This window comes from Actinomyces glycerinitolerans (assembly GCF_900098745.1).
GTDB lineage: Bacteria > Actinomycetota > Actinomycetes > Actinomycetales > Actinomycetaceae > Actinomyces > Actinomyces glycerinitolerans.
Genome location: NZ_FQTT01000001.1, coordinates 562,713 through 584,747 on the forward strand (window position 1 = coordinate 562,713; position 22,035 = coordinate 584,747).

A 22,035-nucleotide genomic window follows, 5' to 3' on the forward strand; every position below is an offset into this window, starting at 1 on the left:
GAGTGGGATGGCACCACAAGCGTGATCGCGTGCTGCACGACGATCCCCTACCCTACCGGCGGCTTCGGGGACGGTCAAAGCCGCCGGCACCCGGGCGGCCGTGAAACCTGACACGCCGCTGTGCCGCTCGCCGACGGTGCAGCGGAACCAGGGGCGCCTGCCGACGGGACCGGCGCCCGGGACTGACCGCACCATCAGCCGCGCGGTCAGTCGCAGCAGTTCGGCGCCCGACGCAGGGTGCGGGCCCGCTCGGCCTGTGCGGCCAGCTCGGCGTCGGCCGGGTAGGTGACGGCTTCCAGGGTGAGCCCATGGGCCGGAGCAACCGGCGCGGCCCGGCCTCGACTGCGGGCTGCCAGCAGCCGGGCGGGCCAGTCGACGTCGCGGCGTCCGGTCCCGACTTCGAGGGCGGCGCCCACCAGGGAACGCACCATGGAGTGGCAGAAGGCGTCGGCGACGACGGTGAGGGTGACCAGGCCGCCGTCGGGGCCGGGGGCGTCGGCGGGCACACGCCGCCAGGAGAGCTCTTTCAGGGTGCGGATGGTGGTGGCGCCCTCGCGGGGGCGACAGTAGGACAGGAAGTCGTGCTCGCCCAGCAGGGGGTGGGCGGCCGTCTGCATGGCGTCGACGTCGAGCCGCTCGTTCACCCACAGGACCTGGCCGCGGCGGGCGGGGTCGCGCGGGGCGCCGGCGGGGCCGCCGTCGGCGATCCGGTACCGGTAGCGGCGGGTCAGGGCGGAGAAACGGGCGTCGAAGGCGGCGGGGACCACGCGCACGCCGTGGACCACGAGGTCGCCGGCGCCGCGCGGGGCTGGGGCTGGGCCGCCCTGGGCCTCGCGGGCCAGCACGCCGGCCAGCCGGTCCAGCAGCGCCTGCTCGGGGGTACGCGTGGAGCGTCCGGGCAGGGCGCGCCAGGCTGCGACGGGCACGTCGAGGTGGGCGACCTGCCCACTCGCGTGCACGCCGGCGTCGGTGCGCCCGGCCACCGTCAGCCGCACCGGAGCGCGCAGCACGGTGGCCAGGGCGTCGGTCAGCACGCCCTCGACGGTGCGCAGGCCGGGCTGGGCTGCCCAGCCGTGGAAGCCGGTGCCGTCGTAGGCGAGGTCCAGGCGCACGCGCACCGTGTCGGGGCGGGTGGGGTCGGCGTCGTACGTGGGGTCCGCATCGCGCGTGGGCTCGGCATCGGTCATGGCAACCATGAGACCACAGCCCGGGTGCTGCCTTCACCCGTCCGCCTCGGTGCTAGACGTCGGGCCGCGTCTCACTTGCACGACCCTGGGCCGCGTTGCACGACCTTGGGGTGTTTTGCACGACCCCGGGGTGGTCGTGGAATGCACCCCAAGGTCGTGCAACGTCACCAAGGTCGTGCAACAGCAAACAGCAGCACAGCCCGACACCTGCAAGAGCACAACCCCACTCCCCGGCGCGCACACCCAGGGACAAAGGAACTATCCGCGCAGATCGTCTACCAGGCTGTTCTCGCTGAAGGGACCGCGGACGACCAGCGGAGGTTCATCAACCGCAACCGGCTCGTGGCACTGTGGCCGACTCTGAACCTCGACCAGCGAATCGTCACGCTTTGGGAAGGGCGATTCCCCGAACTGCGTGGGCTCGCATGGTAGTCGGTCGCCTGGCTGACGAACAGCGGCACTTGACGAAGCTGGCGCTCAACGTATTGGCCGGCGACGAGTTTGCCTTGGCAGGGTCAGGCGCGATTCGTGAGCACGGGCGCATCGACCGACGCGGACGGGAAACTGCGTCGGCCGCGGCCAAGGCGGTAGCGTCGGGGCGTGACCACTACGACCACGCTCAGCGTCGACTGCGGCGGCGGCGGCATCAAGGCCTCCGTGCTCGACGCCGATGGCGCCATCATCTCCCGCGCCCTGCGCACTCCCACCCCCTACCCGCTGCCGCCGGAACTGCTGGTGGACACCATCAAGGACCTGGCCGATCAGCTGCCGCCCGCCGACCGGGTGACCGTCGGCATGCCCGGCATGATCCGCCACGGGGTCGTCATCGCCACCCCCCACTACATCACCAAGGACGGCCCCTGCTCCCGCGTCCTGCCGGAGCTGGTGGAGGCCTGGGCGCGCTTCGACATGGGCGGGCGACTACAGGAGACCCTCGGCCGCCCGGTGCTGGTGCTCAACGACGCCGAGGTGGCCGGCGCCGGCGTCGTCACCGGCCACGGCCTGGAGATGATCGTGACCCTGGGGACGGGTCTGGGCAACGCCGTCTTCGACAACGGCGTGCTCGCCCCGCACGTGGAGGTCTCCCAGGGGCCGGTCCGCTGGGGGCTGACCTATGACGACTACATCGGTGAGCATGAGCGCCTGCGCCTGGGGGACGCCCACTGGTCGCGGCGGGTGCGGCGCGTGGTCGAGGCACTGCGCCCCATGTACATGTGGGACCGGCTCTACCTGGGCGGCGGCAACTCCCGCCGCATCACCGCCTTCCAGCTCGACAAGATCGGCGACGACGTCGTCGTCGTGCCCAACGAGGCCGGCATGACCGGCGGAGCCCGCTGCTGGGAGATGGCCCGGCCCTGACGGCCCCGTCCCGCCCGACGGCCCCGCCCCGCTACCGCCTCCGGCTCCGCACGCCCGACGCTGAGACGCAGGGAGGGCCGGTCACCTCGCGGCGACCGGCCCTCCCTTATTTGTGTGAGCCTTGCGGCCCACCAGCGCTCAGACCCTACCGGGACCGGCTCACTTCTTGACCTTCTGCGCGGCGGCACCGCCGGCGGGGGCGAAGCCCGCGGCCTCGGCGTCCTCGGCGGAGGCGAACCAGACCTCGGCCACCGTGTTGTCGTACCAGCGGGAGCCGGGGACGTGGTACTTCATGGAGTCCTCGTTGCCCTTGACCTCGTGGTCGGCGTCGGGCGCCTCGGTGGAGCCCTTCTCCAGGCGCACCGAGCCGGCGTAGACGGGCTTGCCGGAAGTCTCGTCGACAGCGGCCTCGTCAGCAGCGGCGGCGGTCTCGTCAGCGGCCTCGGTCTCCTCCGCGGCAACCTCGGCGACGTCGTCGGCCGGAGTCTCCTCGGCCTCGACCTCGGCGGCGGCCTCCTCAACCTCGGCCACGGCCTGCTCGGCCGCACGCTTAGCGGTGCGGACGGCGTCGTCGACGACGGCCTTCTTGGCGACCGGCTCCAGCACCAGCGAGATCTGGGCCATGGGGGCGTTGTCGCCTCGGCGCGGCGCGGTCTTGATGATGCGGGTGTAGCCGCCGTCGCGGTCGGCCATCTGCGGGGCGATCTCGTCGAAGAGGCGGTAGACGGCGTACTTGTCCGTCATCTTCTTCATCACGGTGCGGCGGGCGTGAAGGTCGCCGCGCTTGCCCTTGGTGATGAGCTTCTCGACGTAGGGCCGCAGGCGCCGGGCGCGGGCCTCCGTGGTCGTGATCGACTCGTGGATGATGAGCTGCGTGGCCAGGTTGGCCAGCATGTGGCGCTCGTGCTGGGGGGATCCGCCCAGCCGGGGACCCTTGGTGGGGCGAGGCATGTTGTCTCCTAGTGGAATGGCGAGCTGGCGTCAGGCCTGCTGCTCGTCGCTGAAGGTGGGGTTGGTGTAGTCGCCCTCCGGGGCGTAGTCGACCGGGGACCCCTTGAGGGACAGCCCGAGCTCGGCCAGCTTGTCCTTGATCTCGGAGATCGACTTGGCACCGAAGTTGCGGATGTCGAGGAGGTCAGCCTCGCTGCGCGCGACGAGCTCACCGACGGTGTGGATGCCCTCGCGCTTGAGGGCGTTGGAGGAGCGGGCCTGCAGGTCCAGCTCATCAATCATCATGGCCAGATCCTGCTGCAGGGCCTGATCCATCGGCGAGGGGCCGACCTCGATGCCCTCGGCCTCGACGTTGAGCTCACGGGCCAGCCCGAACAGCTCAACCAGCGTCTTGCCGGCGGAGGCGAGCGCGTCGCGCGGGGTCATGGAGGCCTTGGTCTCCACGTCCACCACCAGGCGGTCGAAGTCCGTGCGCTGCTCCACACGGGTGGCCTCCACCGCGTAGGAGACCTTCTTGACCGGTGAGTAGATGGAGTCGACCGGAATACGCGAGATCTCGGCGTTCGGGTCCTTGTTCTGGTTGGCGGACACGTAGCCGCGGCCGCGCTCGACCGTCAGCTCGATCTCCAGCTTGCCCTTCTCGTTGAGAGTGGCGATCACCAGCTCGGGGTTGTGGATCTCCACGCCCGCCGGCGGGGTGATGTCGCCGGCGACGACGACGCCCGGTCCGGACTTGCGCAGGTACATGACCACCGGCTCGTCGTTCTCGGACGACAGGACGATCTCCTTGATATTCAGGATGATCTGGGCGACGTCCTCCTTGACCCCGGCAATGGTGCGGAACTCGTGGGGCACGCCCTCAATGCGGACGGAGGTCACGGCCGCGCCCGGGATGGAGGACAGCAGCGTGCGACGCAGGGAGTTTCCGAGCGTGTAGCCGAAGCCGGGCTCGAGGGGCTCGAGGATGAACCGCGAGCGGCGGTCCTCCTCAATGACCTCCTCGGAGAGTGTGGGTCGCTGTGCAATGAGCACTAGGGGTTTCCTTTCGTCGCGGCGCCCGCTATATGACGCCGTTCCTCATGGTGTTGGCCGCCGACACGCGTCGGCGGCCGGCCCGTCCTGTCCGGGCGGAGCCAATGGCCGACGTCGCCCCCAGCTTTTGTGGGGAGGCGCCGACCGCAGGGTCGAGCCTCAGACGCGGCGCCGCTTCGGCGGGCGGCAGCCGTTGTGCGCCTGCGGGGTCACGTCGGTGATCGAGCCGACCTCGAGGCCGGCGGCCTGGAGGGAGCGGATCGCGGTCTCGCGGCCGGAGCCGGGGCCCTTGACGAACACGTCGACCTTCTTCATGCCGTGGTCCTGGGCGCGGCGGGCGGCAGCCTCGGCGGCGAGCTGAGCGGCGTACGGCGTCGACTTGCGCGAGCCCTTGAAACCGACCTGGCCGGAGGAGGCCCAGGCGATGACGGCGCCGTTGGGGTCCGTCAGGGACACGATGGTGTTGTTGAAGGTGGACTTGATGTAGGCGTGACCGTGGGTGACGTTCTTACGGTCCTTGCGGCGCGGCTTGCGCGCGGTGGAACGAGTCTTAGGGGGCATGCTTCCTTCTTCGAGTGAGGTCTAGTTCCGGGCCTGCGGCGCCCGGATAACGACTGGTTACTTGGCCTTCTTCTTACCGGCCACGGTGCGCTTGGGGCCCTTGCGAGTGCGGGCGTTGGTCTTGGTGCGCTGGCCGCGGACCGGCAGGTGCCGGCGGTGGCGCAGGCCCTGGTAGGAGCCGATCTCAATCTTGCGGCGGATGTCCGCCTGGACCTCACGACGCAGGTCGCCCTCGACCTGGTAGCTGGAGTCGATGTGGTTGCGCAGCGCGACCAGCTCGTCCTCCGTCAAGTCCTTGACCCGGGTGTCCGGGTTGACCCCGGTGGCCTCGAGGGTCTTCTGGGCGCGGGTGCGTCCGATCCCGTAGATGTAGGTGAGCGCGACCTCTACTCGCTTCTCGCGAGGCAGGTCGACGCCGGAAATGCGTGCCACTGTGTGGTTCTCCTGTGTGCTCCCGGAGGTCGTCACCCATCCCCTCCACCGCCTTCCGGTGGCCCCGGCCTCCAGGAACCGGGGGTGGTGGCGCGAGGCGCCACTGGGGTGAGTGCTGAGTTGTTTTGCCGCCGACCCCAGGCCGGCGACGCGCGGGTGTCAGCCCTGACGCTGCTTGTGCCGCGGGTTGTCGCAGATGACCATGACCTTGCCGTGGCGACGAATCACCTTGCAGTTGTCACAGATCTTCTTGACGCTCGGCTTGACCTTCATGTTGTTCCTCCGTCCTCCCGGCAGGGAGGACTGTCACTTGTACCGGTAGACGATGCGGCCACGCGACAGGTCGTAGGGGCTGAGCTCAACGACCACGCGGTCCTCCGGCAGGATGCGGATGTAGTGCTGCCGCATCTTGCCCGAGATGTGCGCGAGCACGACGTGCCCGTTGCTCAGCTCGACCCGGAACATCGCGTTCGGAAGGGCCTCGACGACCGATCCCTCGACCTCGATGACGCCGTCCTTCTTAGCCATGTTCCTCCGTCGGTTGCTTTCTCGCTGGATACTCCCTCCGGCGACGACGCCGCCGGCATGGTGCGCTGGACGCGCCACCCCACCTTGCGGGAAGCCGGTGAGCCGGCGGGCAAAATGGTATGGCACCGCGTCCTGGACGCGCCGATCGCCAACGATACGGCAAACCCGCCGCGGCTGACCACCGCGGAGGGGCATTATCCGGCGGTGTTTCCCGACACACTGCGCGCCTCGACTCCGGCGCGTCGCCGGCCCCGCCTCGCTCCCGGCACGACCGACCTCGGCACGTAACTTCCACCGACCTCGGCGATCGCGGGCGCGGGACAGCGGAGGAGTCAGTCCAGGGGCTTGGGCTCCAGGCCGTAGGGGGCCAGGCCCTCCACTCCCCCGTCGGGGGCTGTCAGCACCCACACTCCGCCGGGCACGAGCGCGACCGTGTGCTCCCACTGGGCGGCGTGCGAACCGTCTCGCGTGACCACGGTCCAGCCGTCGTCGAGCTCATCGACCTCGGGCCCACCGGCGGTGAGCATCGGTTCGATGGCGAGCACCATGCCCGCCCGGAGCTTGGGGCCCTTGTGCTTGACGGAATAGTTGAGCACGTCGGGGGCCATGTGCATGGCGGTACCGATGCCGTGGCCGACGTAGTCCTGCAGGATGCCCAGGTGCACCCCCTCGCGCTCGCTCACCGCGGCGACGGTGGCCTCGACCGTGTCACCCACCGTGTTAAGCCGTGCGGCTCGTCCAGCGGTCTCTCCGGCGGCGGCACGGGCGACGGCGGCGATCGCGTCCCACAGGGCCTGCCGGGTGGTGGTGTCGAGCAGCCGATCGGACTCGGAGGTATAGCGGCCGTCCACCACGGTGGTGAAGGCGGCGTCGCCGTGCCACTGGGTGCCGGCGTCGTCGAGGATGTAGGCGCCACAGTCGAAGGTGACCAGGTCGCCCGGCTCGAGCACCCGCTCCCCCGGGATCCCATGGACCACCTCGTCGTTGACGGAGATGCAGACGGTGGCCGGGTAGTCGTAGTAACCCAGGAAGTTGGAGTGGGCGCCGCCGCGGGCGATGGCGTCGGCGGAGACGGCGTCAAGCTCTGCGGTGGTGACGCCGGGGCGCACGGCCTCCCGCAGGGCGGCGTGGATATCGGCGACGACGAGCCCGGCCCGGCGCATGTGCCGCAGCTGGTCCGGGGTCTTGAGCTGAATCCGCTCGCGCGTCAGCATGGCGGGTGTCCCCTTCAGGCGGTGACGCCGCGCGTGGCGAGCGCGCTCATGATCCGGTCGGTGACCTCATCCAGCGCGCCGACGCCGTCGGCGCGCACCAGCAGCCCACGCTGCTCGTACAGGGCGGCCAGCGGCTCGGTCTGCTCCGCGTACACCTCCAGGCGACGACGAATGACCGGTTCGGTGTCGTCGGTGCGGCCCTGCTCGGCGGCGCGCCCCAGCAGCCGCTGCACCACGACCTCGGCGTCCGCGGTGATCTCCAGGACCACGTCCAGGGACAGGCCGGCGGCAGCGAGCATGCTGTCCAGCTCGTGCACCTGCGCCTCGGTGCGGGGGTAACCGTCCAGCAGGAAGCCGTCGGCGGCGTCATCGGCGGCCAGCCGGTCGGCGACCATGGCGTTGGTGACCGAGTCGGGCACGTACTCGCCGGCGTCCATGTACTGCTTGGCCTGGCGGCCCAACTCGGTGCCGCCGGCGACGTTCGCACGGAAGATGTCGCCGGTGGAGATGGCGGGGATGCCCAGGCGCTCGCAAATGCGGGCTGCCTGGGTGCCCTTGCCGGCTCCGGGGGGACCGAGGATGACCATACGTGCGCTCATGAGAGGAACCCTTCGTAGTGCCGCTGCTGCAGCTGAGAGTTGATTTCCTTAACCGTCTGCAGGCCGACCCCCACCATGATCAGGATGGTCGTGCCGCCGAACGGCAGATTCTGGGACAGGCCCAGCCGGATGACGGCGAGCGTCGGCAGCAGGGCCAGGATCACCAGGTAGACGGAGCCCGCCGCGGTGATCCGGTTGATTACGTAGCTGAGGTAGCGCACCGTCGGCTCACCGGCGCGGATGCCGGGGATGAAGCCGCCGTAGCGCTTCATGTTGTCGGCGATCTCCTCGGAGTTGAAGGTGATGGCCGTGTAGAAGAACGTGAAGGCGAAGATCAGCAGGGCGTAGCCCACCAGGTAGACCGTGTCGGTCTGCCGCAGGTTGGTGGCGATCCACTGCACCCAGGAACTGGTGGGCGAGCCGAACTGGGCGATCAGCTGCGGCATGGCCAGCAGGGAGGAGGCGAAGATGACCGGGATGACGCCGGCGGTGTTGATCTTGATGGGGATGTAGGTGGTGGAGCCGCCGTACTGGCGCCGTCCCACCATGCGCTTGGCGTACTGCACCGGGATGCGGCGGGTGGCCTGCTCTACGAAGACCACCGCGAGTGTGGCCACCAGGATGACGGCGACGACGGCCAGGAAGCGGGAGAGGCCGCCGGAGCCGCCCAGGATGGACAGCAGGTTCTGCGGCATGCGCGCCACGATCGAGGTGAAGATCAGCAGGGACATGCCGTTGCCGATGCCGTGCTCGGTGATGAGCTCACCCAGCCACATGATCAGGCCGGTGCCGGCGGTCATGGTGACGATCATCAGCGCCAGGTTCAGGGGGGAGTCGTTCGGGATGACGTCCACCGAGCAGCCGGTGAACAGGTTGCCGTTCGCGGCGGTGGCGACGATTGTGGCCGACTGGAGCACGCCCAACCCGATCGTGAGGTAGCGGGTGTACTCCGTCAGCTTGGCGGTGCCCGACTGGCCCTCCTTGTACAGCTCCTCGAAGCGCGGGATCACCACGCGCAGCAGCTGGATGATGATGGAGGCGGTGATGTAGGGCATGATGCCCAGCGCGAATACGCTCAGCTGCAGCAGCGCTCCACCGGAGAAGATGTTGATCAGGCCGAGCAGGCCCGCATCCTCGGCCTCCCCCACGCACACCTGCACGTTGGCCAGGTTCACGCCGGGGGTGGGCAGCACGGAACCGAACCGGAACAGGGCCATGATGCCCAAGGTGAACAGGAGCTTTCTCCTCAGGTCCGGCGTTTTGAACGCCTGGATGAACGCACTGAACACTCGGTCTCCTGTGGGCGGCTGATTGCGGACGCGGGCACTGCGCCTGTCGACATTCATGACGCGCCGGCAGACGCTCGGGATGTCCCCGGGGTTAAACCCAGGGTGCAACCCTGGGCTACCCTACCCCGCCCGGCAGATGCTGCCACCCGCCGAGGCGCCGTATTCAGGGGGTATCGGTCACGCCGTCCCGCGCCCGCCGCGCCAAACGCACACCCGTCGATTACTCGAACGCACAAGTTCCCGCCTCACGTACGCGTTTTGGAGATATTCGGCTACCAGGCGCGGGGAAAGCTCCAAGACTCGCACGTGGGAGCGGAACCCGAACGTGGAAGCCGAACGCGTACGCGAGATCCAAACCCGCACGTGAGAGGCGGAGGCGTACGCGTGGGACGTCAGGGGTGGTCAGCAGAACGGCTCCGGCCGGGCCGGGGTCTCCCCCGGCCCGGCCGGAGCCGTGACATTTGCTGTGCGTGTCGGCCGCCGCCGTGGCGACGGCCGGCCCCGTGGTCAGCGCGCGACCAGCGTGCCGCCCGCGGCCTCGACCTTCTCCTTGGCGGAGTCGGACCAGGCGTCGGCGGTGATGTCGAGCTTGACCGCGACGTCGCCGCCACCCAGCACCTTGACCAGGCGGCCCTTGCGCACCGCGCCCTTGGCTACCAGGTCCTCAACGCCGACCTGGCCGCCCTCGGGGAACAGCTCGGCGATGCGCCCGACGTTGACGGGCTGGTACTCGACCCGGTTCGGGTTGCGGAAGCCGCGCAGCTTGGGCAGGCGCATGTGCAGCGGCATCTGGCCGCCCTCGAAGCCGGGGCGAACCTGGTACCGCGCCTTGGTGCCCTTGGTACCACGGCCGGCGGTCTTACCCTTGGACGCCTCACCGCGACCCACGCGGGTCTTGGCCTTCTTGGCGCCCGGAGCGGGGCGGAGGTCATGCAGGCGAACGACCTGCCCGGCCTCCTCGTGCTTCTTCGTGTCAGCCATCTCAGGCCTCCTCAACGGTGACGAGGTGCGCCACCCTGGCGATCATGCCGCGCACGGACGGGTTGTCCTCGCGGACCACGGACTGGCGGATCCGGTGCAGGCCGAGGGCCTTCAGGGTCTCGCGCTGGCGGCGGGTACCCCCGATGCCGGAGCGGACCTGGGTCACCTTGATCTGCCGGGCGTCCTGCTGTGTCTTAGCGGTTGCGGCGTCAGCCATCACACACCCACTCCTTCAGCGGCCTTTTCGGCCTCCTTCTTCTCGGCCTCGGCGCGCTTGGCGGCCTCACCCTCGGCGCGGGCGCGCAGCATGGACTGCGGCGCAACCTCCTCCAGGGGCAGGCCACGGCGAACCGCGACCGACTCCGGCTGCTCGAGCTGCTTGAGCGCGGCCACCGTCGCGTGGACGATGTTGATCGCGTTCGAGGAGCCGAGCGACTTCGACAGGATGTCGTGGACGCCGGCGCACTCCAGGACGGCGCGCACCGGGCCGCCGGCGATAACACCGGTACCGGGCGAGGCGGGCCGCAGCAGCACGATGCCGGCGGCGTCCTCCCCCTGGACCACGTGCGGGATGGTGCGGCGGATCATCGGGACGTGGAAGAACTCCTTCTTCGCCGCCTCGACGGCCTTGGCAATGGCGGCGGGAACTTCCTTCGCCTTGCCGTAGCCGACGCCCACCGTGCCCTCACCGTCACCGACGACGACCAGCGCCGTGAAGGTGAAGCGGCGGCCGCCCTTGACGACCTTGGACACGCGGTTGATGGTGACGACGCGCTCGATGTACTTGTCGTCGTTGCCCCGGCCGGTGCCCCGGTCGCGGCGGTCATTGTTGCGGTCACGGCGGCCGCGGCCCTCGCCGCGGTCGCTCTCACGCCGGGCCGAGCCGTCGGACGACGCGGACCTGTCTCGCTGCGGTGCAGCCATCAGAAACTCCTTAGCTTTCTCGTCGTCTGGCTCAGAACTCCAGGCCGCCCTCGCGGGCGCCCTCGGCGACGGCCGCGACGCGACCGTGGTACTTGTAGCCGCCACGGTCGAACACGACCTTCTCAATGCCCAGCGCCTTGGCGCGCTCGGCAATCAGCTCGCCCACGCGGTGAGCCGCGCCGACCTTGTGGCCCTCGACGCCCCGGGCCGCCGCCTCGTGGGTGGAGGCGGCGCAGAGCGTGTGGCCGATGGTGTCGTCGATAACCTGCGCCACCATGTGGCGGTTGGAACGGCTGACCACCAGCCGGGGGCGCTCGGCGGTGCCGGACACGTGCTTGCGCACGCGCTGGTGGCGGATCTTGCGGGCGACAGCCTTGGTCTTGTCCCTCTTGATCGCGTAAGCCATGGTCACTTACCAGCCTTTCCGACCTTGCGGCGCACGTTCTCGCCGGCGTAGCGCACACCCTTGCCCTTGTAGGGCTCCGGCGGGCGGATCTTGCGAATGTTCGCGGCGACCTCGCCGACCTGCTCCTTGGAGATACCCGAGACGATCACCTTGGCGGGACCATCCACCTTCAACTCGATGCCCTCGGGGGCGTCGACGACGACGGTGTGGGAGAAGCCGAGTGACAGCTCGATGCCGGTGCCCTTCTGGGCCGCACGGTAACCGGTGCCGACGATCTCCAGCTCCTTGGAGTAGCCCTCGGTCACGCCGATGACCATGTTGTTGATCAGCGTGCGTGACAGGCCGTGCAGCGAGCGCGAGCGGCGCTCGTCGTCGGGCCGGGACACCAGGATGGAGCCGTCCTCCTGGCGGGCGACCGTCAGCGGCTCGGCGATGGTGCGGGTCAGGGTGCCCTTGGGGCCCTTGACCGTCACGTCATTTCCTTCAATGGTTACGTCCACTCCGGCGGGAACCGGAACGGGAAGGCGTCCAATACGAGACATGGTTCTTCTCCGCTCCTTCTCTCACCAGACGTAGGCGAGCACTTCGCCGCCTACGCCCCGGGCCTCCGCCTGCCGGTCGGTGAGCAGGCCGGAGGAGGTGGACAGAATGGCCACCCCCAGGCCGCCGAGGACCTTGGGCAGGTTCGTGGACTTTGCGTACACGCGCAGACCGGGCTTCGACACGCGCTTGAGCCCCTGGATGGCACGCTGCCGGTTGGCACCGTACTTCAGGGTCAGCGTGAGCGTCTTGCCGACCTGGGCGTCGGTCACCTCGTAGCCGTCGATGTAGCCCTCGTTCTTCAGCATCTTGGCGATATTCACCTTCAGCTTGCTGGAGGGCATGGAGACGGTCTCGTGGTATGCGTTGTTGGCATTGCGCAGACGAGTCAGCATGTCTGCGATTGGGTCTGTCATTGTCATGAGTGGGCCTGCGCCCTTCCTCGTCGCGGTTTCCTTCTCGGACCTGCGACGTAAGTTCTTACCAGCTGGACTTGCTCACGCCGGGGAGCTGGCCGTTGAGGGCCATCTCGCGCAGGCAGATGCGGCACAGGCCGAACTTGCGGTACACCGAGCGGGGCCGGCCGCAGCGCTGGCAGCGCGTGTAGGCACGGACGCCGAACTTCGGCTTGCGGTTCGCCTTGACTTTCAAAGAGGTCTTAGCCATGTCACTTCTCCTTGAAGGGGAAGCCGAGCTGCTTGAGCAGCGAGCGGGCCTCCTCGTCGGTCTTGGCCGTGGTCACCACGGTGATGTCCATGCCGCGCACGCGGTCGATGGCGTCGGGGTCGATCTCGTGGAACACCGCCTGCTCGGTCAGTCCGAAGGTGTAGTTGCCGTTGCCGTCGAACTGCTTCGGGCTCAGGCCGCGGAAGTCGCGGATGCGGGGCAGCGAGATGGAGATCAGCCGGTCGAGGAACTCCCACATGCGGTCGCCACGCAGCGTGACGTGGGCGCCGATGGGCTGTCCGGCGCGCAGCTTGAACTGGGCAATCGACTTGCGTGCCCGAGTCACCTGCGGTTTCTGGCCGGTGATGGCTGCGAGGTCGCGGACGGCGCCCTCGATCAGCTTCGAGTCGTGGGCGGCCTCGCCCACACCCATGTTGACGACGACCTTGGCGACGCGCCCGACCTGCATGACGTTGGAGTGCTTGAACTCCTCCATCAGGGCGGGACGCACCTGGTCGTCGTACTTGGCCTTCAGCCGGGGGGCGACGGCGGTCGCCGTGGTCTCAGCCGTGTTCTCAGCCATGGTCACAGATCCTCCCCGGACTTCTTGGCGTAGCGCACGCGAACGGTGCGCTTACGGCCGTTGGGGCGCACGCCCTCCTCGACCCGGAAGCCGACGCGAGTGCGCTGGCCCGTCTTGGGGTCGATCGGCATGACGTTTGAGATGTGGATAGGGGCCTCGACGGTCTCGATGCCGCCGGCACGGGCTCCCTGGGCGGTCTGCCGCGGGCGCGTGTGCTTGGTTACGCGCTGCACGCCCTCGACGACGACGCGGTCCTCCTTCGGGATGACCCGAAGCACGCGGCCGGTCTTGCCCTTGTCCTTGCCGGCGATGACGATGACCTGGTCGCCCTTCTTAATGCGTGCCATGGGTCAGATCACCTCCGGTGCGAGCGAAACGATGCGCATGAACTTCTTCTCGCGAAGCTCACGGCCGACGGGGCCGAAGATGCGCGTGCCGCGGGGCTCGCCATCCTTGTCCCTGATGATGACGGCGGCGTTCTCGTCGAAACGAATGTACGAGCCGTCCGGGCGGCGACGTTCCTTGGTGGCGCGCACGACGACCGCCCTGACGACCTCGCCCTTCTTGACGTTGCCGCCGGGGATGGCGTCCTTCACGGTAGCGACGATCTGGTCGCCGATGCCCGCATAGCGCCGACCCGAGCCGCCGAGCACACGGATGCACAGGATCTCCTTGGCACCGGTGTTGTCGGCGACCTTTAGTCGCGACTCCTGCTGGATCATTGAATGTTCTCCTGTCGTCGAGCCGGTTCTCCCGCCACGCATGGCGGCGCGAGCCTGGCCGAACGTTCCTTCTGGTGGTGCACGCTGCCCGCCGACGGCGGACGAGTCCCGGTACGCAGGCCCCGACAGACACAGGCGTAGGAGCGCGAGGTCTCTGCCGGGCGCACCGAGGGCGCGCGCAACTCCCCAACCCTAGTGCAACGCAGGGAATCGCCGGTAGTCCGGCCGGAAATCCGGGCCTGTGCCTTTGCTCACCACCGCGAGCCGGCGACCGTCGCGGCGGCCCAGGGCACGTGCGGCCGGTCGCCAGTCCGGGCATTTTGGATGGTGGAGCTCCATAAGTCGTCCTGCCGCGGCGACGCCTCGTACATCGCGACAACCGTTCTCGATCATCCGGAAAGGCTGTGCGGCGTATGAGCGCTTCCGCTGAACCCGCTTCTGTGGAGTTCCCCGACTACGTCCACCTCCACGAGGCGCCCGAGTTCGACCAGTGGTCGTGCCACTTCGACGTCGGAGAGCCGCGCACGGCCGAAAGCGTTGCCGAACTCGGTCACGAGCCCAACGGGTATTTCTGGGCCGGTGTGGTTCAGCGCCTGGTCGATCTCGGCGAGCTCCCCGAAGTCGAGGCCGACCCCGAGGGCGACACATTCATCGCCTACGGCAGCCGTCCCCTGATGGAACGGCTGGCACGAACGCTCGTTCCGTACTTGACGGATCCAAATGCGCTGACCGCCCTTGTCACCGCGGCAGATGCGGACGGTTTCGACTTCGACGACTGATTCCCACTGCCTCTACTTGGACCGCTCAGCCTCACTTGGACCGCTCTAGACGCTGTCTCAGGCGGTCCAACGGGGGGAACGCGGTCCAAGTAGGCGCACCCCTCCTGCGCCTGCCCGTCACGCCACGCACCGCGCCCACCGGGATGCGCACACAAACCATCACCCGGATACCCCGTCACGAGGTCAAACACGAAGAACCCCGATAGCTCTCCGCCTAATACGACGACGCCGCAGCCCGGGCTGCCCCGGAGGCTGCGGCGTCGTCGTTGTGTGGTGAAGCCGGTGCGGGACCGCGACCCGATGGCCTACCGGTCCCAGCGACGAATCACTTGGCCTTCTCGAGGATCTCCACCAGTCGCCAACGCTTGGTGGCGCTCAGCGGCCGGGTCTCCATGATCAGCACGAGGTCGCCGGGGTGGGCGTCGTTGTGCTCGTCGTGGACCTTGAACTTCTTCGAGCGGCGCAGAACCTTGCCGTACAGGGAGTGCTTGTAACGCTCCTCCACCTCGACGACGATGGTCTTCTGCATCTTGTCGGACACGACGTAGCCACGGCGCACCTTGCGGTGGTTGCGCTGGGGGGCGTCGGTGCCGGCCTGCTCGCCGGCGGTCACGTTGTCAGTGGTCTGTTCGCTCACTTGGCGTCCTCCTCCTGAGTGCTCGGAGCGGTGCGGATGCCGAGCTCGCGCTCGCGCACAATGGTGTAGATGCGGGCGATGTCGCGACGCACGGCCTTCATGCGGCCGTGGTCCTCCAGCTGCCCGGTCGCGGACGCGAACCGGAGGTTGAACAGCTCCGTCTTGGCCTTGGACAGCTCCTCGGCGAGGCGCTCGTCGTCCATGGCGTCGAGGTCTGCGGGGGTGAGCCCCTTGGAACCGATAGCCATCAGATGTCACCACCCTCACGGGTCACGAAACGGGTCTTCATCGGCAGCTTCGCCTGAGCACGACGCATGGCCTCGCGGGCCAGGTCGACGTCGACGCCGCCGAGCTCGAACATGATGCGTCCGGGCTTGACGTTGGCGATCCACCACTCAGGGGCGCCCTTACCGGAACCCATACGGGTCTCGGCGGGCTTCTTGGTCAGCGGGCGGTCCGGGAAGATGTTGATCCACACCTTGCCGCCGCGCTTGATATGGCGGGTCATGGCGATACGGGCCGCCTCGATCTGCCGGTTGGTGACGTAGGCGGGCTCGAGGGCCTGGATGCCGTAGTCGCCGAAGGCGATCTGGTTGCCGCCCTTGGACATGCCCGAACGGTGCGGGCGGTGCTGCTTGCGGTACTTGGTCCGGCGGGGGATGAGCACGGCTCAGGCCTCCGTTCCCTGATCGGGGGCAGCGTTCTCGGTGGCCGGCGCCTGCTCGGCCTGCTGCTCGTTCTGGCGCGGGGCGCGCTCACCGCGGCGGCCGCCGCGGCGCTCACCACGGCCGCGGCCGCGCGGGGCGGACTCGGCCTGCTGGCGGGCGAACTCGCGCTCGGTCATGTCGCCCTTGTAGATCCACACCTTCACGCCGATGCGGCCGAAGGTGGTCTTGGCCTCGTAGAAGCCGTAATCGATGTTGGCCCGCAGGGTGTGCAGCGGCACGCGCCCCTCGCGGTAGAACTCGCTGCGGCTCATCTCCGCGCCGCCGAGGCGGCCGGAACACTGCACGCGCACACCCTTGGCGCCGGCGCGCATGGCCGACTGCAGTCCGCGGCGCATGGCGCGGCGGAAGGAGACGCGGCTGGCGAGCTGCTCGGCGATGCCCTGGGCGACCAGCTGCGCGTCCAGGTCGGGGTTGCGGACCTCGAGGATGTTGAGCTGAACCTGCTTGCCGGTCAGCTTCTCCAGCTGGCCGCGCAGGCGCTCGGCCTCCACGCCGCGACGCCCGATGACGATGCCGGGGCGGGCGGTGTGCAGGTCGACGCGGACCCGGTCGCGGGTGCGCTCAATGTCGACCTTGGAGATACCGGCGCGCTCCATGCCGTTCTCCATGAGGCGCCGGATCTTGACGTCCTCGTCCACGAAGTCGCGGTAGCGCTGACCGGGCTTGGTGGAGTCGGCGAACCAGCGGGAGCGGTGGTCCGTGGTGATGCCCAGGCGGAAACCGGTCGGGTTGACCTTCTGCCCCATTACCGGGCTCCTTCCTGCTTGGCGGTGTCGGCGCGGTCGCCGACGACAACGGTGATGTGACTGGTGCGCTTGAGGATCCGGGCCGCGCGTCCCTGGGCGCGCGGGCGGAACCGCTTGAGGGTCGGGCCCTCGTCGGCGTACACCTCGGTGATGAACAGGTCGTTCTCGTCGAAGCGCTCGCCGTCGCGCTCGGCCTTGTACCGGGCGTTGGCGATAGCGGACTCGATGACCTTGCGGACGGGCACTGCAGCGGACTGCGGTGCGAAACGCAGCACGCCCACGGCGTCGACGGCGCGCTTGCCGCGGACCTGGTCCACGATCCGGCGTGCCTTCATCGGCGTGCAGCGCACGTACTTGGCCTGCGCCTTGGCTTCCATGATTCTTAGCCTCTCAAACTCTCCGGCGCCCGTCAGCGACGCGCCTTGCGGTCGTCCTTGACGTGCCCACGGAAGGTACGGGTGGGAGCGAACTCACCGAGCTTGTGGCCCACCATGGACTCGGTAACGAACACCGGGACGTGCTTGCGGCCGTCGTGGACGGCGAAGGTGTGCCCGATGAAGTCCGGCGTGATCATCGAACGCCGGGACCAGGTCTTGATGACGTTCTTGGTGCCCTGCTCGTTCTGGGCGTCCACCTTCTTCTGCAGGTGGTCGTCGACGAAGGGGCCCTTCTTAAGGCTTCGCGACATGACTGGCTCCTATCAGCGCTTCTTGCCGGTCCGGCGACGGCGCACGATGAGCCGGTCACTGGACTTGTTGGGACGACGGGTACGGCCCTCAGGCTTGCCCCAGGGCGAGACGGGGTGGCGGCCACCGGAGGTGCGGCCCTCACCACCACCGTGGGGGTGGTCCACCGGGTTCATGACCACACCGCGCACGGTCGGGCGGACGCCCTTCCAGCGCATGCGGCCGGCCTTGCCCCAGTTGATGTTGGACTGCTCGGCGTTGCCGACCTCGCCGATGGTCGCCCGGCAGGCGGCCTCGACGTTGCGGATCTCGCCGGAGGGCATGCGCAGCTGCGCGTACTTGCCCTCCTTGGCGACCAGCTGCACCGAGGTGCCGGCGCTGCGGGCGATCTTGGCGCCACCGCCGGGGCGCAGCTCGACGGCGTGCACCACGGTACCGGTGGGGATGTTGCGCAGCGGCAGGCAGTTGCCCGGCTTGATGTCGGCCTCGGGGCCGGCCTCGATCCGGTCGCCCTGGCGCAGGCCGTTGGGGGCCAGGATGTAGCGCTTCTCGCCGTCGGCGTAGTGCAGCAGGGCGATGCGGGCGGTGCGGTTCGGGTCGTACTCGATGTGCGCGACCTTGGCGGGCACGCCGTCCTTGTCGTGCCGGCGGAAGTCGATCAGCCGGTAGGCGCGCTTGTGACCGCCACCCTTGTGACGGGTGGTGATGCGCCCGGAGGAGTTGCGGCCGCCGGTCTTGCTCAGCGGCCGGACCAGCGACTTCTCGGGGCGGTTGCGGGTCAGCTCGCTGAAGTCGGCGACCGACGAGCCGCGGCGACCGGGGGTCGTCGGCTTGTACTTACGGATTGCCATCTCGATCTTCTACCTTCCGTGTCAGTCCGTCACGTCGCCGAAGATGTCGATGGTGCCCTCGCGCAGAGTCACGATCGCGCGCTTGGTGTCCTTCGACTTGCCGATGCCCGTGCGGGTGCGGCGGGTCTTGCCGCGGCGGTTGAGCGTGTTCACCGAGGCGACCTTGACATCGAAGATGGACTCGATGGCGATCTTGATCTCGGTCTTGTTGGCGTCGGGGGCCACGACGAAGGTGTACTGCCCGCGATCCATGCAGGTGTACGACTTCTCGGAGACGACCGGCGCAATAATCACGTCGCGGGGGTTCTTGCTCTTTACGAAGCTCACTTGGACTCCTCCTCACCCTTGCCGAGGAAGTCGTCCAGGGCGGCGGCGGTGAAGACGACGTCGTCGGAGTTGAGGACGTCGTAGGTGTTCAGCTGGTCGGCCTTGAGCACGTGCGCCTCGGGGGCGTTGCGCAGGCTGAGTCGGGTGAGTTCGTCGGTGCCGGTGGCGACCACCAGGGACTTGGGGCGGTCCGTGAGGTTGCGCAGGGCGGCGAGGGCCGACTTGGTGGACGGCTTCTCGGAAGTGACGAACTCGGTGATGACGTGGATGCGGCCGTTACGGGCCCGGTCGGACAGGGCCGAGCGCAGGGCGGCGGCCTTCATCTTCTTCGGGGTGCGCTGGGAGTAGTCGCGCGGCTGCGGGCCGTGCACGGTGCCGCCGCCGGTGAACTGGGGGGCGCGGATGGAGCCCTGGCGGGCGCGGCCGGTGCCCTTCTGTCGGTAGGGCTTGCGGCCACCGCCGCGGACCATGCCGCGGGTCTTGGTGGCGTGGGTGCCCTGGCGGGCCGCGGCCAGCTGGGCCACGACGACCTGGTGCATCAGCGGGATGTTGAGCTCGACGTCGAAGATCTCGCCGGGCAGCTCCACGGTGCCGGTCTTGGCTCCGGTGGAGTCGACGACGTCGACGGTGATGGTGTCTGCCATGGTGTCAGGCTCCCTTCACGGCGGTGCGGATGACGACCACGGAGCCCTTGGGGCCGGGGATGGCGCCGCCCATGAGCAGCACGCCCTTTTCGGTGTCGACGCCGCGGACCTTGAGGTTCTGGACGGTCGTGGTCGCGTGGCCCATGCGGCCGGCCATGCGCAGGCCCTTGAAGATGCGGCCCGGGGTGGCGCAGGCGCCGACGGAGCCGGGCTTGCGGTGGTTGCGGTGGGCACCGTGGGAAGCGCCGACGCCGGAGAAGCCGTGGCGCTTCATGGTGCCGGCGAAGCCCTTACCCTTCGAGGTGCCGGTGACGTCGACCAGCTGGCCGACTTCGAAGGTGTCGGCCGCGAGCTCCTGGCCGGGCGCGAACTCGCCGGCGAGCGAGGTGCGCACCTCGGCGACGTGGCGGCGGGGGGTGACGCCGGCCTTGGCGAAGTGGCCGGCGAGCGGCTTGGTTACCTTGCGCTCATCGATCTCGCCGAAGGCGAGCTGGACGGCCTCGTAGCCGTCGTTCTCGACGGTGCGGATCTGGGTGACGACGTTGGGGTCCACGCGCACGACCGTGACCGGACGCAGGGCGCCGTTCTCGTCCCAGACCTGAGTCATGCCGAGCTTGGTGCCGAGCAGCGCCTTGATGGGCGCGGCGGACCGCTGGTTGGTAGTCATGGCTTCAGTCCTCAGAGCTTGATCTCAATGTTGACGTCGGCCGGCAGGTCGAGACGCATGAGCGAGTCGACGGCCTTCGGCGTCGGGTCGACGATGTCGATCAGCCGCTTGTGCGTACGCATCTCGAAGTGCTCGCGGCTGTCCTTGTACTTGTGGGGCGACCGGATGACGCAGAACACGTTCTTCTCGGTCGGCAGCGGCACTGGGCCCACGACCGTCGCGCCCGCGCGGGTCACGACGTCGACGATCTTGCGCGCCGAGGAGTCGATGACCTCGTGGTCGTAGGACTTGAGCCGGATGCGGATCTTCTGTCCCGCCATGGCGCCTAACCTCTCTTGCTTTCGGTGACCGGTCCACGCGCTCGGGCGTGTCGCAGTGCGACGCGCACCTCGGCCCGGTCAAGGGCTGGTGAGCCGGTCTGGACACACGGAATCCCGATGGCGATCGGGTCCGTCAGACTGGATTCCGGGGTGGGCCCCGGTGCGGCCGGAGCGGGCGTTGGCCCGCCGGCTGGCCTACGTTATCAGCGCCGCGCCCGCATGCGAAAGCCGAGCGGGCCCGCAGGGCCTGTGAGACCGCGCACGGGTCCACGCGCTCGGGCGTGTCGCAGTCCGCGGCGCTCACCCGCAACGACGGGAGGCCCGCCACCCGGTGTGGGTGGCGGGCCTCCCGCGAAGCCTCACCGCGAGCCAGTGCCCGCAGCTGCGTCAGCGCATGGAGCGCCGTGGCTCGTCACTTGATGATCTTGGTGACGCGGCCGGAGCCGACGGTGCGGCCACCCTCACGGATGGCGAAGCCGAGGCCCTCCTCCATGGCGATGGGCTGGATCAGCTCGACGGACATCTCGGTGGTGTCGCCGGGCATGACCATCTCGGTGCCCTCGGGCAGCGTGATGACGCCGGTGACGTCCGTGGTGCGGAAGTAGAACTGCGGACGGTAGTTCGAGTAGAAGGGGTTGTGGCGGCCGCCCTCATCCTTGGTCAGGATGTAGACGTGGCCCTCGAACTGGGTGTGCGGGGTGATGGAGCCGGGCTTGCAGACGACCTGACCGCGCTCGACGTCCTCACGACGGGTGCCGCGCAGCAGCAGACCGCAGTTCTCACCGGCCCACGCCTCGTCCATGGACTTGTGGAACATCTCGATGCCGGTGACGGTGGTCTTCTGCGCCTCGCGGATACCGAGGATCTCGACCTCGGAGTTGATCGGCAGCTTGCCGCGCTCGACGCGACCGGTGACGACGGTGCCGCGACCGGTGATGGTGAAGACGTCCTCGATGGGCATGAGGAACGGCTTGTCCATGTCACGCTCGGGGGTCGGGATGTACTCGTCGACCGCGTCCATGAGCTCCTTGATCTTGGCGGTCCACTCGGGGTCGCCCTCGAGGGCCTTGAGCGCGGACACGCGGATCACGGGGGCGTTGTCGCCGTCGTAGTCCTGGGAGGACAGCAGCTCGCGGACCTCCATCTCGACCAGCTCGAGGAGCTCCTCGTCGTCGACCATGTCGGCCTTGTTCAGGGCGACCAGCAGGGCGGGGACGCCGACCTGACGGGCGAGCAGAACGTGCTCGCGGGTCTGGGCCATGGGGCCGTCGGTGGCGGCGACCACCAGGATGGCGCCGTCCATCTGCGCGGCACCGGTGATCATGTTCTTGATGTAGTCGGCGTGACCGGGGGCGTCGACGTGAGCGTAGTGACGCTTGGCGGTCTCGTACTCGACGTGCGCGATGTTGATGGTGATACCGCGCTGGCGCTCCTCGGGAGCCTTGTCGATCTCGTCGAAGGGAGTGAAGGGGTTCAGGTCCGGGTACTCGTCGTGCAGGACCTTGGAGATCGCTGCGGTCAGCGTCGTCTTGCCGTGGTCGACGTGACCGATCGTTCCGATGTTGACGTGCGGCTTGGTCCGCTCGAACTTGGCCTTGGCCACTGGTGTCCTCCTGGGACTCGGGTAGTTCTCTTCGTCGGGGATCGACTAGCACATGGTAGCCGTACCGACTGCG

The 22,035-nt window shown here is 68.8% G+C and carries 34 protein-coding genes; 2 read left to right on the forward strand and 32 right to left on the reverse strand.

From position 1 onward, the window contains the following. Nucleotides 1-206: 206 nt before the first annotated feature. Nucleotides 207-1,187 carry a tRNA pseudouridine synthase A gene (locus ACGLYG10_RS02345; protein WP_083565411.1) on the reverse strand — a complete coding sequence of 327 codons (981 nt, stop codon included), beginning with the start codon at nt 1,185-1,187 and terminating at the stop codon, nt 207-209. 600 nt (nt 1,188-1,787) lie between these two features. Here ACGLYG10_RS02345 and ACGLYG10_RS02350 point away from each other — a divergent pair. Then, nucleotides 1,788-2,546 (forward strand): ROK family protein, encoded by a 759-nt coding sequence (locus tag ACGLYG10_RS02350; protein ID WP_073327510.1) that lies wholly within the window; start codon nt 1,788-1,790, stop codon nt 2,544-2,546. 159 nt (nt 2,547-2,705) lie between these two features. Here ACGLYG10_RS02350 and rplQ read toward each other — a convergent pair whose 3' ends face one another. The 19 genes from rplQ to rplN form a co-directional block, all read right to left on the reverse strand. After that, nucleotides 2,706-3,497, reverse strand: a complete 792-nt coding sequence (gene rplQ, locus ACGLYG10_RS02355; protein ID WP_073327512.1) for a 50S ribosomal protein L17, sunset domain variant — start codon at nt 3,495-3,497, stop codon at nt 2,706-2,708. A gap of 30 nt (nt 3,498-3,527) precedes the next feature. Then, entirely contained in the window at nt 3,528-4,529 is a 1,002-nt protein-coding gene (locus ACGLYG10_RS02360) for a DNA-directed RNA polymerase subunit alpha (RefSeq protein WP_073327514.1), read from the reverse strand. 159 nt (nt 4,530-4,688) lie between these two features. After that, nucleotides 4,689-5,090, reverse strand: a complete 402-nt coding sequence (gene rpsK / locus ACGLYG10_RS02365; protein WP_073327516.1) for a 30S ribosomal protein S11 — start codon at nt 5,088-5,090, stop codon at nt 4,689-4,691. 57 nt (nt 5,091-5,147) lie between these two features. Continuing rightward, nucleotides 5,148-5,522, reverse strand: a complete 375-nt coding sequence (gene rpsM, locus ACGLYG10_RS02370; protein ID WP_073327517.1) for a 30S ribosomal protein S13 — start codon at nt 5,520-5,522, stop codon at nt 5,148-5,150. Between the two features lie 159 nt (nt 5,523-5,681). Beyond that, nucleotides 5,682-5,795, reverse strand: a complete 114-nt coding sequence (gene rpmJ, locus ACGLYG10_RS02375) for a 50S ribosomal protein L36 (RefSeq protein ID WP_073327519.1) — start codon at nt 5,793-5,795, stop codon at nt 5,682-5,684. A 33-nt stretch (nt 5,796-5,828) separates the two neighbouring features. After that, complete coding sequence (gene infA / locus ACGLYG10_RS02380; protein WP_003781847.1) at nt 5,829-6,050, reverse strand: translation initiation factor IF-1; 222 nt, start codon at nt 6,048-6,050, stop codon at nt 5,829-5,831. 332 nt (nt 6,051-6,382) lie between these two features. Further along, complete coding sequence (gene map / locus ACGLYG10_RS02390) at nt 6,383-7,264, reverse strand: type I methionyl aminopeptidase (RefSeq protein ID WP_073327522.1); 882 nt, start codon at nt 7,262-7,264, stop codon at nt 6,383-6,385. 14 nt (nt 7,265-7,278) lie between these two features. Continuing rightward, entirely contained in the window at nt 7,279-7,863 is a 585-nt protein-coding gene (locus ACGLYG10_RS02395; RefSeq protein WP_234416081.1) for an adenylate kinase, read from the reverse strand. After that, complete coding sequence (gene secY / locus ACGLYG10_RS02400; protein ID WP_073327526.1) at nt 7,860-9,152, reverse strand: preprotein translocase subunit SecY; 1,293 nt, start codon at nt 9,150-9,152, stop codon at nt 7,860-7,862. Before secY ends, ACGLYG10_RS02395 begins: the two co-directional genes overlap by 4 nt. A gap of 507 nt (nt 9,153-9,659) precedes the next feature. Then, nucleotides 9,660-10,133, reverse strand: a complete 474-nt coding sequence (rplO, locus tag ACGLYG10_RS02405; RefSeq protein ID WP_073327527.1) for a 50S ribosomal protein L15 — start codon at nt 10,131-10,133, stop codon at nt 9,660-9,662. A 1-nt stretch (nt 10,134) separates the two neighbouring features. Further along, entirely contained in the window at nt 10,135-10,350 is a 216-nt protein-coding gene (rpmD, locus tag ACGLYG10_RS02410) for a 50S ribosomal protein L30 (protein ID WP_073327528.1), read from the reverse strand. Further along, nucleotides 10,350-11,057 carry a 30S ribosomal protein S5 gene (rpsE, locus tag ACGLYG10_RS02415; protein ID WP_073327530.1) on the reverse strand — a complete coding sequence of 236 codons (708 nt, stop codon included), beginning with the start codon at nt 11,055-11,057 and terminating at the stop codon, nt 10,350-10,352. Before rpsE ends, rpmD begins: the two co-directional genes overlap by 1 nt. Before the next feature lie 31 nt (nt 11,058-11,088). Then, nucleotides 11,089-11,463 carry a 50S ribosomal protein L18 gene (gene rplR / locus ACGLYG10_RS02420; RefSeq protein WP_073327846.1) on the reverse strand — a complete coding sequence of 125 codons (375 nt, stop codon included), beginning with the start codon at nt 11,461-11,463 and terminating at the stop codon, nt 11,089-11,091. A 2-nt stretch (nt 11,464-11,465) separates the two neighbouring features. After that, nucleotides 11,466-12,005 carry a 50S ribosomal protein L6 gene (gene rplF / locus ACGLYG10_RS02425; RefSeq protein WP_073327531.1) on the reverse strand — a complete coding sequence of 180 codons (540 nt, stop codon included), beginning with the start codon at nt 12,003-12,005 and terminating at the stop codon, nt 11,466-11,468. A gap of 21 nt (nt 12,006-12,026) precedes the next feature. Next, complete coding sequence (gene rpsH / locus ACGLYG10_RS02430; protein WP_073327533.1) at nt 12,027-12,425, reverse strand: 30S ribosomal protein S8; 399 nt, start codon at nt 12,423-12,425, stop codon at nt 12,027-12,029. A 58-nt stretch (nt 12,426-12,483) separates the two neighbouring features. Then, the gene (locus tag ACGLYG10_RS02435) at nt 12,484-12,669 is read right to left on the reverse strand and encodes a type Z 30S ribosomal protein S14 (RefSeq protein WP_073327534.1); all 186 of its coding nucleotides are present in this window, start codon (nt 12,667-12,669) and stop codon (nt 12,484-12,486) included. Nucleotide 12,670: 1 nt separating this feature from the next. Further along, complete coding sequence (gene rplE, locus ACGLYG10_RS02440) at nt 12,671-13,252, reverse strand: 50S ribosomal protein L5 (RefSeq protein ID WP_073327536.1); 582 nt, start codon at nt 13,250-13,252, stop codon at nt 12,671-12,673. Between the two features lie 2 nt (nt 13,253-13,254). Further along, nucleotides 13,255-13,599 carry a 50S ribosomal protein L24 gene (gene rplX, locus ACGLYG10_RS02445; RefSeq protein WP_073327537.1) on the reverse strand — a complete coding sequence of 115 codons (345 nt, stop codon included), beginning with the start codon at nt 13,597-13,599 and terminating at the stop codon, nt 13,255-13,257. Nucleotides 13,600-13,602: 3 nt separating this feature from the next. Next, complete coding sequence (gene rplN / locus ACGLYG10_RS02450) at nt 13,603-13,974, reverse strand: 50S ribosomal protein L14 (RefSeq protein WP_073327539.1); 372 nt, start codon at nt 13,972-13,974, stop codon at nt 13,603-13,605. 413 nt (nt 13,975-14,387) lie between these two features. Here rplN and ACGLYG10_RS02455 point away from each other — a divergent pair, with 413 nt between their 5' ends. Next, nucleotides 14,388-14,753 (forward strand): Imm51 family immunity protein, encoded by a 366-nt coding sequence (locus ACGLYG10_RS02455; protein WP_139240718.1) that lies wholly within the window; start codon nt 14,388-14,390, stop codon nt 14,751-14,753. Nucleotides 14,754-15,078: 325 nt separating this feature from the next. On the opposite strand, the gene rpsQ is transcribed toward ACGLYG10_RS02455, so the two are convergent. The 12 genes from rpsQ to tuf form a co-directional block, all read right to left on the reverse strand. Beyond that, a complete protein-coding gene (gene rpsQ / locus ACGLYG10_RS02460; RefSeq protein ID WP_234416191.1) occupies nt 15,079-15,366 on the reverse strand; it encodes a 30S ribosomal protein S17 in 288 nt (95 codons plus the stop codon). Nucleotides 15,367-15,386: 20 nt separating this feature from the next. Then, entirely contained in the window at nt 15,387-15,638 is a 252-nt protein-coding gene (rpmC, locus tag ACGLYG10_RS02465) for a 50S ribosomal protein L29 (RefSeq protein WP_073327542.1), read from the reverse strand. Beyond that, nucleotides 15,638-16,057 (reverse strand): 50S ribosomal protein L16, encoded by a 420-nt coding sequence (rplP, locus tag ACGLYG10_RS02470; protein ID WP_073327544.1) that lies wholly within the window; start codon nt 16,055-16,057, stop codon nt 15,638-15,640. Before rplP ends, rpmC begins: the two co-directional genes overlap by 1 nt. A 3-nt stretch (nt 16,058-16,060) precedes the next feature. Next, nucleotides 16,061-16,864 (reverse strand): 30S ribosomal protein S3, encoded by an 804-nt coding sequence (rpsC, locus tag ACGLYG10_RS02475; RefSeq protein ID WP_073327546.1) that lies wholly within the window; start codon nt 16,862-16,864, stop codon nt 16,061-16,063. Continuing rightward, entirely contained in the window at nt 16,864-17,241 is a 378-nt protein-coding gene (rplV, locus tag ACGLYG10_RS02480) for a 50S ribosomal protein L22 (RefSeq protein WP_073327547.1), read from the reverse strand. Before rplV ends, rpsC begins: the two co-directional genes overlap by 1 nt. 32 nt (nt 17,242-17,273) lie before the next feature. Then, the gene (gene rpsS, locus ACGLYG10_RS02485) at nt 17,274-17,552 is read right to left on the reverse strand and encodes a 30S ribosomal protein S19 (RefSeq protein ID WP_073327549.1); all 279 of its coding nucleotides are present in this window, start codon (nt 17,550-17,552) and stop codon (nt 17,274-17,276) included. A 12-nt stretch (nt 17,553-17,564) separates the two neighbouring features. Further along, nucleotides 17,565-18,401 carry a 50S ribosomal protein L2 gene (rplB, locus tag ACGLYG10_RS02490; RefSeq protein ID WP_073327550.1) on the reverse strand — a complete coding sequence of 279 codons (837 nt, stop codon included), beginning with the start codon at nt 18,399-18,401 and terminating at the stop codon, nt 17,565-17,567. 21 nt (nt 18,402-18,422) lie between these two features. Then, nucleotides 18,423-18,728, reverse strand: coding sequence for a 50S ribosomal protein L23 (rplW, locus tag ACGLYG10_RS02495; RefSeq protein WP_073327552.1), 306 nt, complete (start codon nt 18,726-18,728; stop codon nt 18,423-18,425). Next, nucleotides 18,725-19,372: a 50S ribosomal protein L4 gene (rplD, locus tag ACGLYG10_RS02500; protein ID WP_073327554.1), complete on the reverse strand. Its 648-nt coding sequence runs from the start codon at nt 19,370-19,372 to the stop codon at nt 18,725-18,727. Before rplD ends, rplW begins: the two co-directional genes overlap by 4 nt. Nucleotides 19,373-19,376: 4 nt before the next feature. Beyond that, on the reverse strand, nt 19,377-20,039 hold the full coding sequence (gene rplC, locus ACGLYG10_RS02505) for a 50S ribosomal protein L3 (protein ID WP_073327555.1): 663 nt from the start codon (nt 20,037-20,039) through the stop codon (nt 19,377-19,379). An 11-nt stretch (nt 20,040-20,050) separates the two neighbouring features. Then, complete coding sequence (gene rpsJ / locus ACGLYG10_RS02510; RefSeq protein WP_003786051.1) at nt 20,051-20,359, reverse strand: 30S ribosomal protein S10; 309 nt, start codon at nt 20,357-20,359, stop codon at nt 20,051-20,053. A 412-nt stretch (nt 20,360-20,771) separates the two neighbouring features. After that, a complete protein-coding gene (gene tuf / locus ACGLYG10_RS02515; protein ID WP_073327557.1) occupies nt 20,772-21,962 on the reverse strand; it encodes an elongation factor Tu in 1,191 nt (396 codons plus the stop codon). Nucleotides 21,963-22,035 lie beyond the last annotated feature (73 nt).

What these genes read in the sequence shown, in the direction of transcription:
- rplQ (WP_073327512.1), bottom strand. Translation starts at nt 3,497, where the DNA reads ATGCCTCGCCCCACCAAGGGTCCCCGGCTGGGCGGATCCCCCCAGCAC.
- rplV (WP_073327547.1), bottom strand. Translation starts at nt 17,241, where the DNA reads ATGGAAGCCAAGGCGCAGGCCAAGTACGTGCGCTGCACGCCGATGAAG.
- rpsC (WP_073327546.1), bottom strand. Translation starts at nt 16,864, where the DNA reads ATGGGGCAGAAGGTCAACCCGACCGGTTTCCGCCTGGGCATCACCACG.
- rplE (WP_073327536.1), bottom strand. Translation starts at nt 13,252, where the DNA reads ATGGCTGAGAACACGGCTGAGACCACGGCGACCGCCGTCGCCCCCCGG.
- rpsJ (WP_003786051.1), bottom strand. Translation starts at nt 20,359, where the DNA reads ATGGCGGGACAGAAGATCCGCATCCGGCTCAAGTCCTACGACCACGAG.
- rpmD (WP_073327528.1), bottom strand. Translation starts at nt 10,350, where the DNA reads ATGGCTGACGCCGCAACCGCTAAGACACAGCAGGACGCCCGGCAGATC.
- rplN (WP_073327539.1), bottom strand. Translation starts at nt 13,974, where the DNA reads ATGATCCAGCAGGAGTCGCGACTAAAGGTCGCCGACAACACCGGTGCC.
- rpsK (WP_073327516.1), bottom strand. Translation starts at nt 5,090, where the DNA reads ATGCCCCCTAAGACTCGTTCCACCGCGCGCAAGCCGCGCCGCAAGGAC.
- rpmJ (WP_073327519.1), bottom strand. Translation starts at nt 5,795, where the DNA reads ATGAAGGTCAAGCCGAGCGTCAAGAAGATCTGTGACAACTGCAAGGTG.
- rplC (WP_073327555.1), bottom strand. Translation starts at nt 20,039, where the DNA reads ATGACTACCAACCAGCGGTCCGCCGCGCCCATCAAGGCGCTGCTCGGC.
- rplO (WP_073327527.1), bottom strand. Translation starts at nt 10,133, where the DNA reads ATGGCTGACACGAAGAAGCACGAGGAGGCCGGGCAGGTCGTTCGCCTG.
- ACGLYG10_RS02455 (WP_139240718.1), top strand. Translation starts at nt 14,388, where the DNA reads ATGAGCGCTTCCGCTGAACCCGCTTCTGTGGAGTTCCCCGACTACGTC.
- map (WP_073327522.1), bottom strand. Translation starts at nt 7,264, where the DNA reads ATGCTGACGCGCGAGCGGATTCAGCTCAAGACCCCGGACCAGCTGCGG.
- rplF (WP_073327531.1), bottom strand. Translation starts at nt 12,005, where the DNA reads ATGTCTCGTATTGGACGCCTTCCCGTTCCGGTTCCCGCCGGAGTGGAC.
- rplR (WP_073327846.1), bottom strand. Translation starts at nt 11,463, where the DNA reads ATGGCTTACGCGATCAAGAGGGACAAGACCAAGGCTGTCGCCCGCAAG.
- rplB (WP_073327550.1), bottom strand. Translation starts at nt 18,401, where the DNA reads ATGGCAATCCGTAAGTACAAGCCGACGACCCCCGGTCGCCGCGGCTCG.
- rplD (WP_073327554.1), bottom strand. Translation starts at nt 19,372, where the DNA reads ATGGCAGACACCATCACCGTCGACGTCGTCGACTCCACCGGAGCCAAG.
- rpsS (WP_073327549.1), bottom strand. Translation starts at nt 17,552, where the DNA reads ATGTCGCGAAGCCTTAAGAAGGGCCCCTTCGTCGACGACCACCTGCAG.
- rpmC (WP_073327542.1), bottom strand. Translation starts at nt 15,638, where the DNA reads ATGGCTATCGGTTCCAAGGGGCTCACCCCCGCAGACCTCGACGCCATG.
- ACGLYG10_RS02435 (WP_073327534.1), bottom strand. Translation starts at nt 12,669, where the DNA reads ATGGCTAAGACCTCTTTGAAAGTCAAGGCGAACCGCAAGCCGAAGTTC.
- ACGLYG10_RS02395 (WP_234416081.1), bottom strand. Translation starts at nt 7,863, where the DNA reads ATGAGCGCACGTATGGTCATCCTCGGTCCCCCCGGAGCCGGCAAGGGC.
- infA (WP_003781847.1), bottom strand. Translation starts at nt 6,050, where the DNA reads ATGGCTAAGAAGGACGGCGTCATCGAGGTCGAGGGATCGGTCGTCGAG.
- ACGLYG10_RS02345 (WP_083565411.1), bottom strand. Translation starts at nt 1,187, where the DNA reads ATGACCGATGCCGAGCCCACGCGCGATGCGGACCCCACGTACGACGCC.
- rplX (WP_073327537.1), bottom strand. Translation starts at nt 13,599, where the DNA reads ATGGCACGCATTAAGAAGGGCGACCAGGTCATCGTCATCGCCGGCAAG.
- rpsH (WP_073327533.1), bottom strand. Translation starts at nt 12,425, where the DNA reads ATGACAATGACAGACCCAATCGCAGACATGCTGACTCGTCTGCGCAAT.
- rpsE (WP_073327530.1), bottom strand. Translation starts at nt 11,057, where the DNA reads ATGGCTGCACCGCAGCGAGACAGGTCCGCGTCGTCCGACGGCTCGGCC.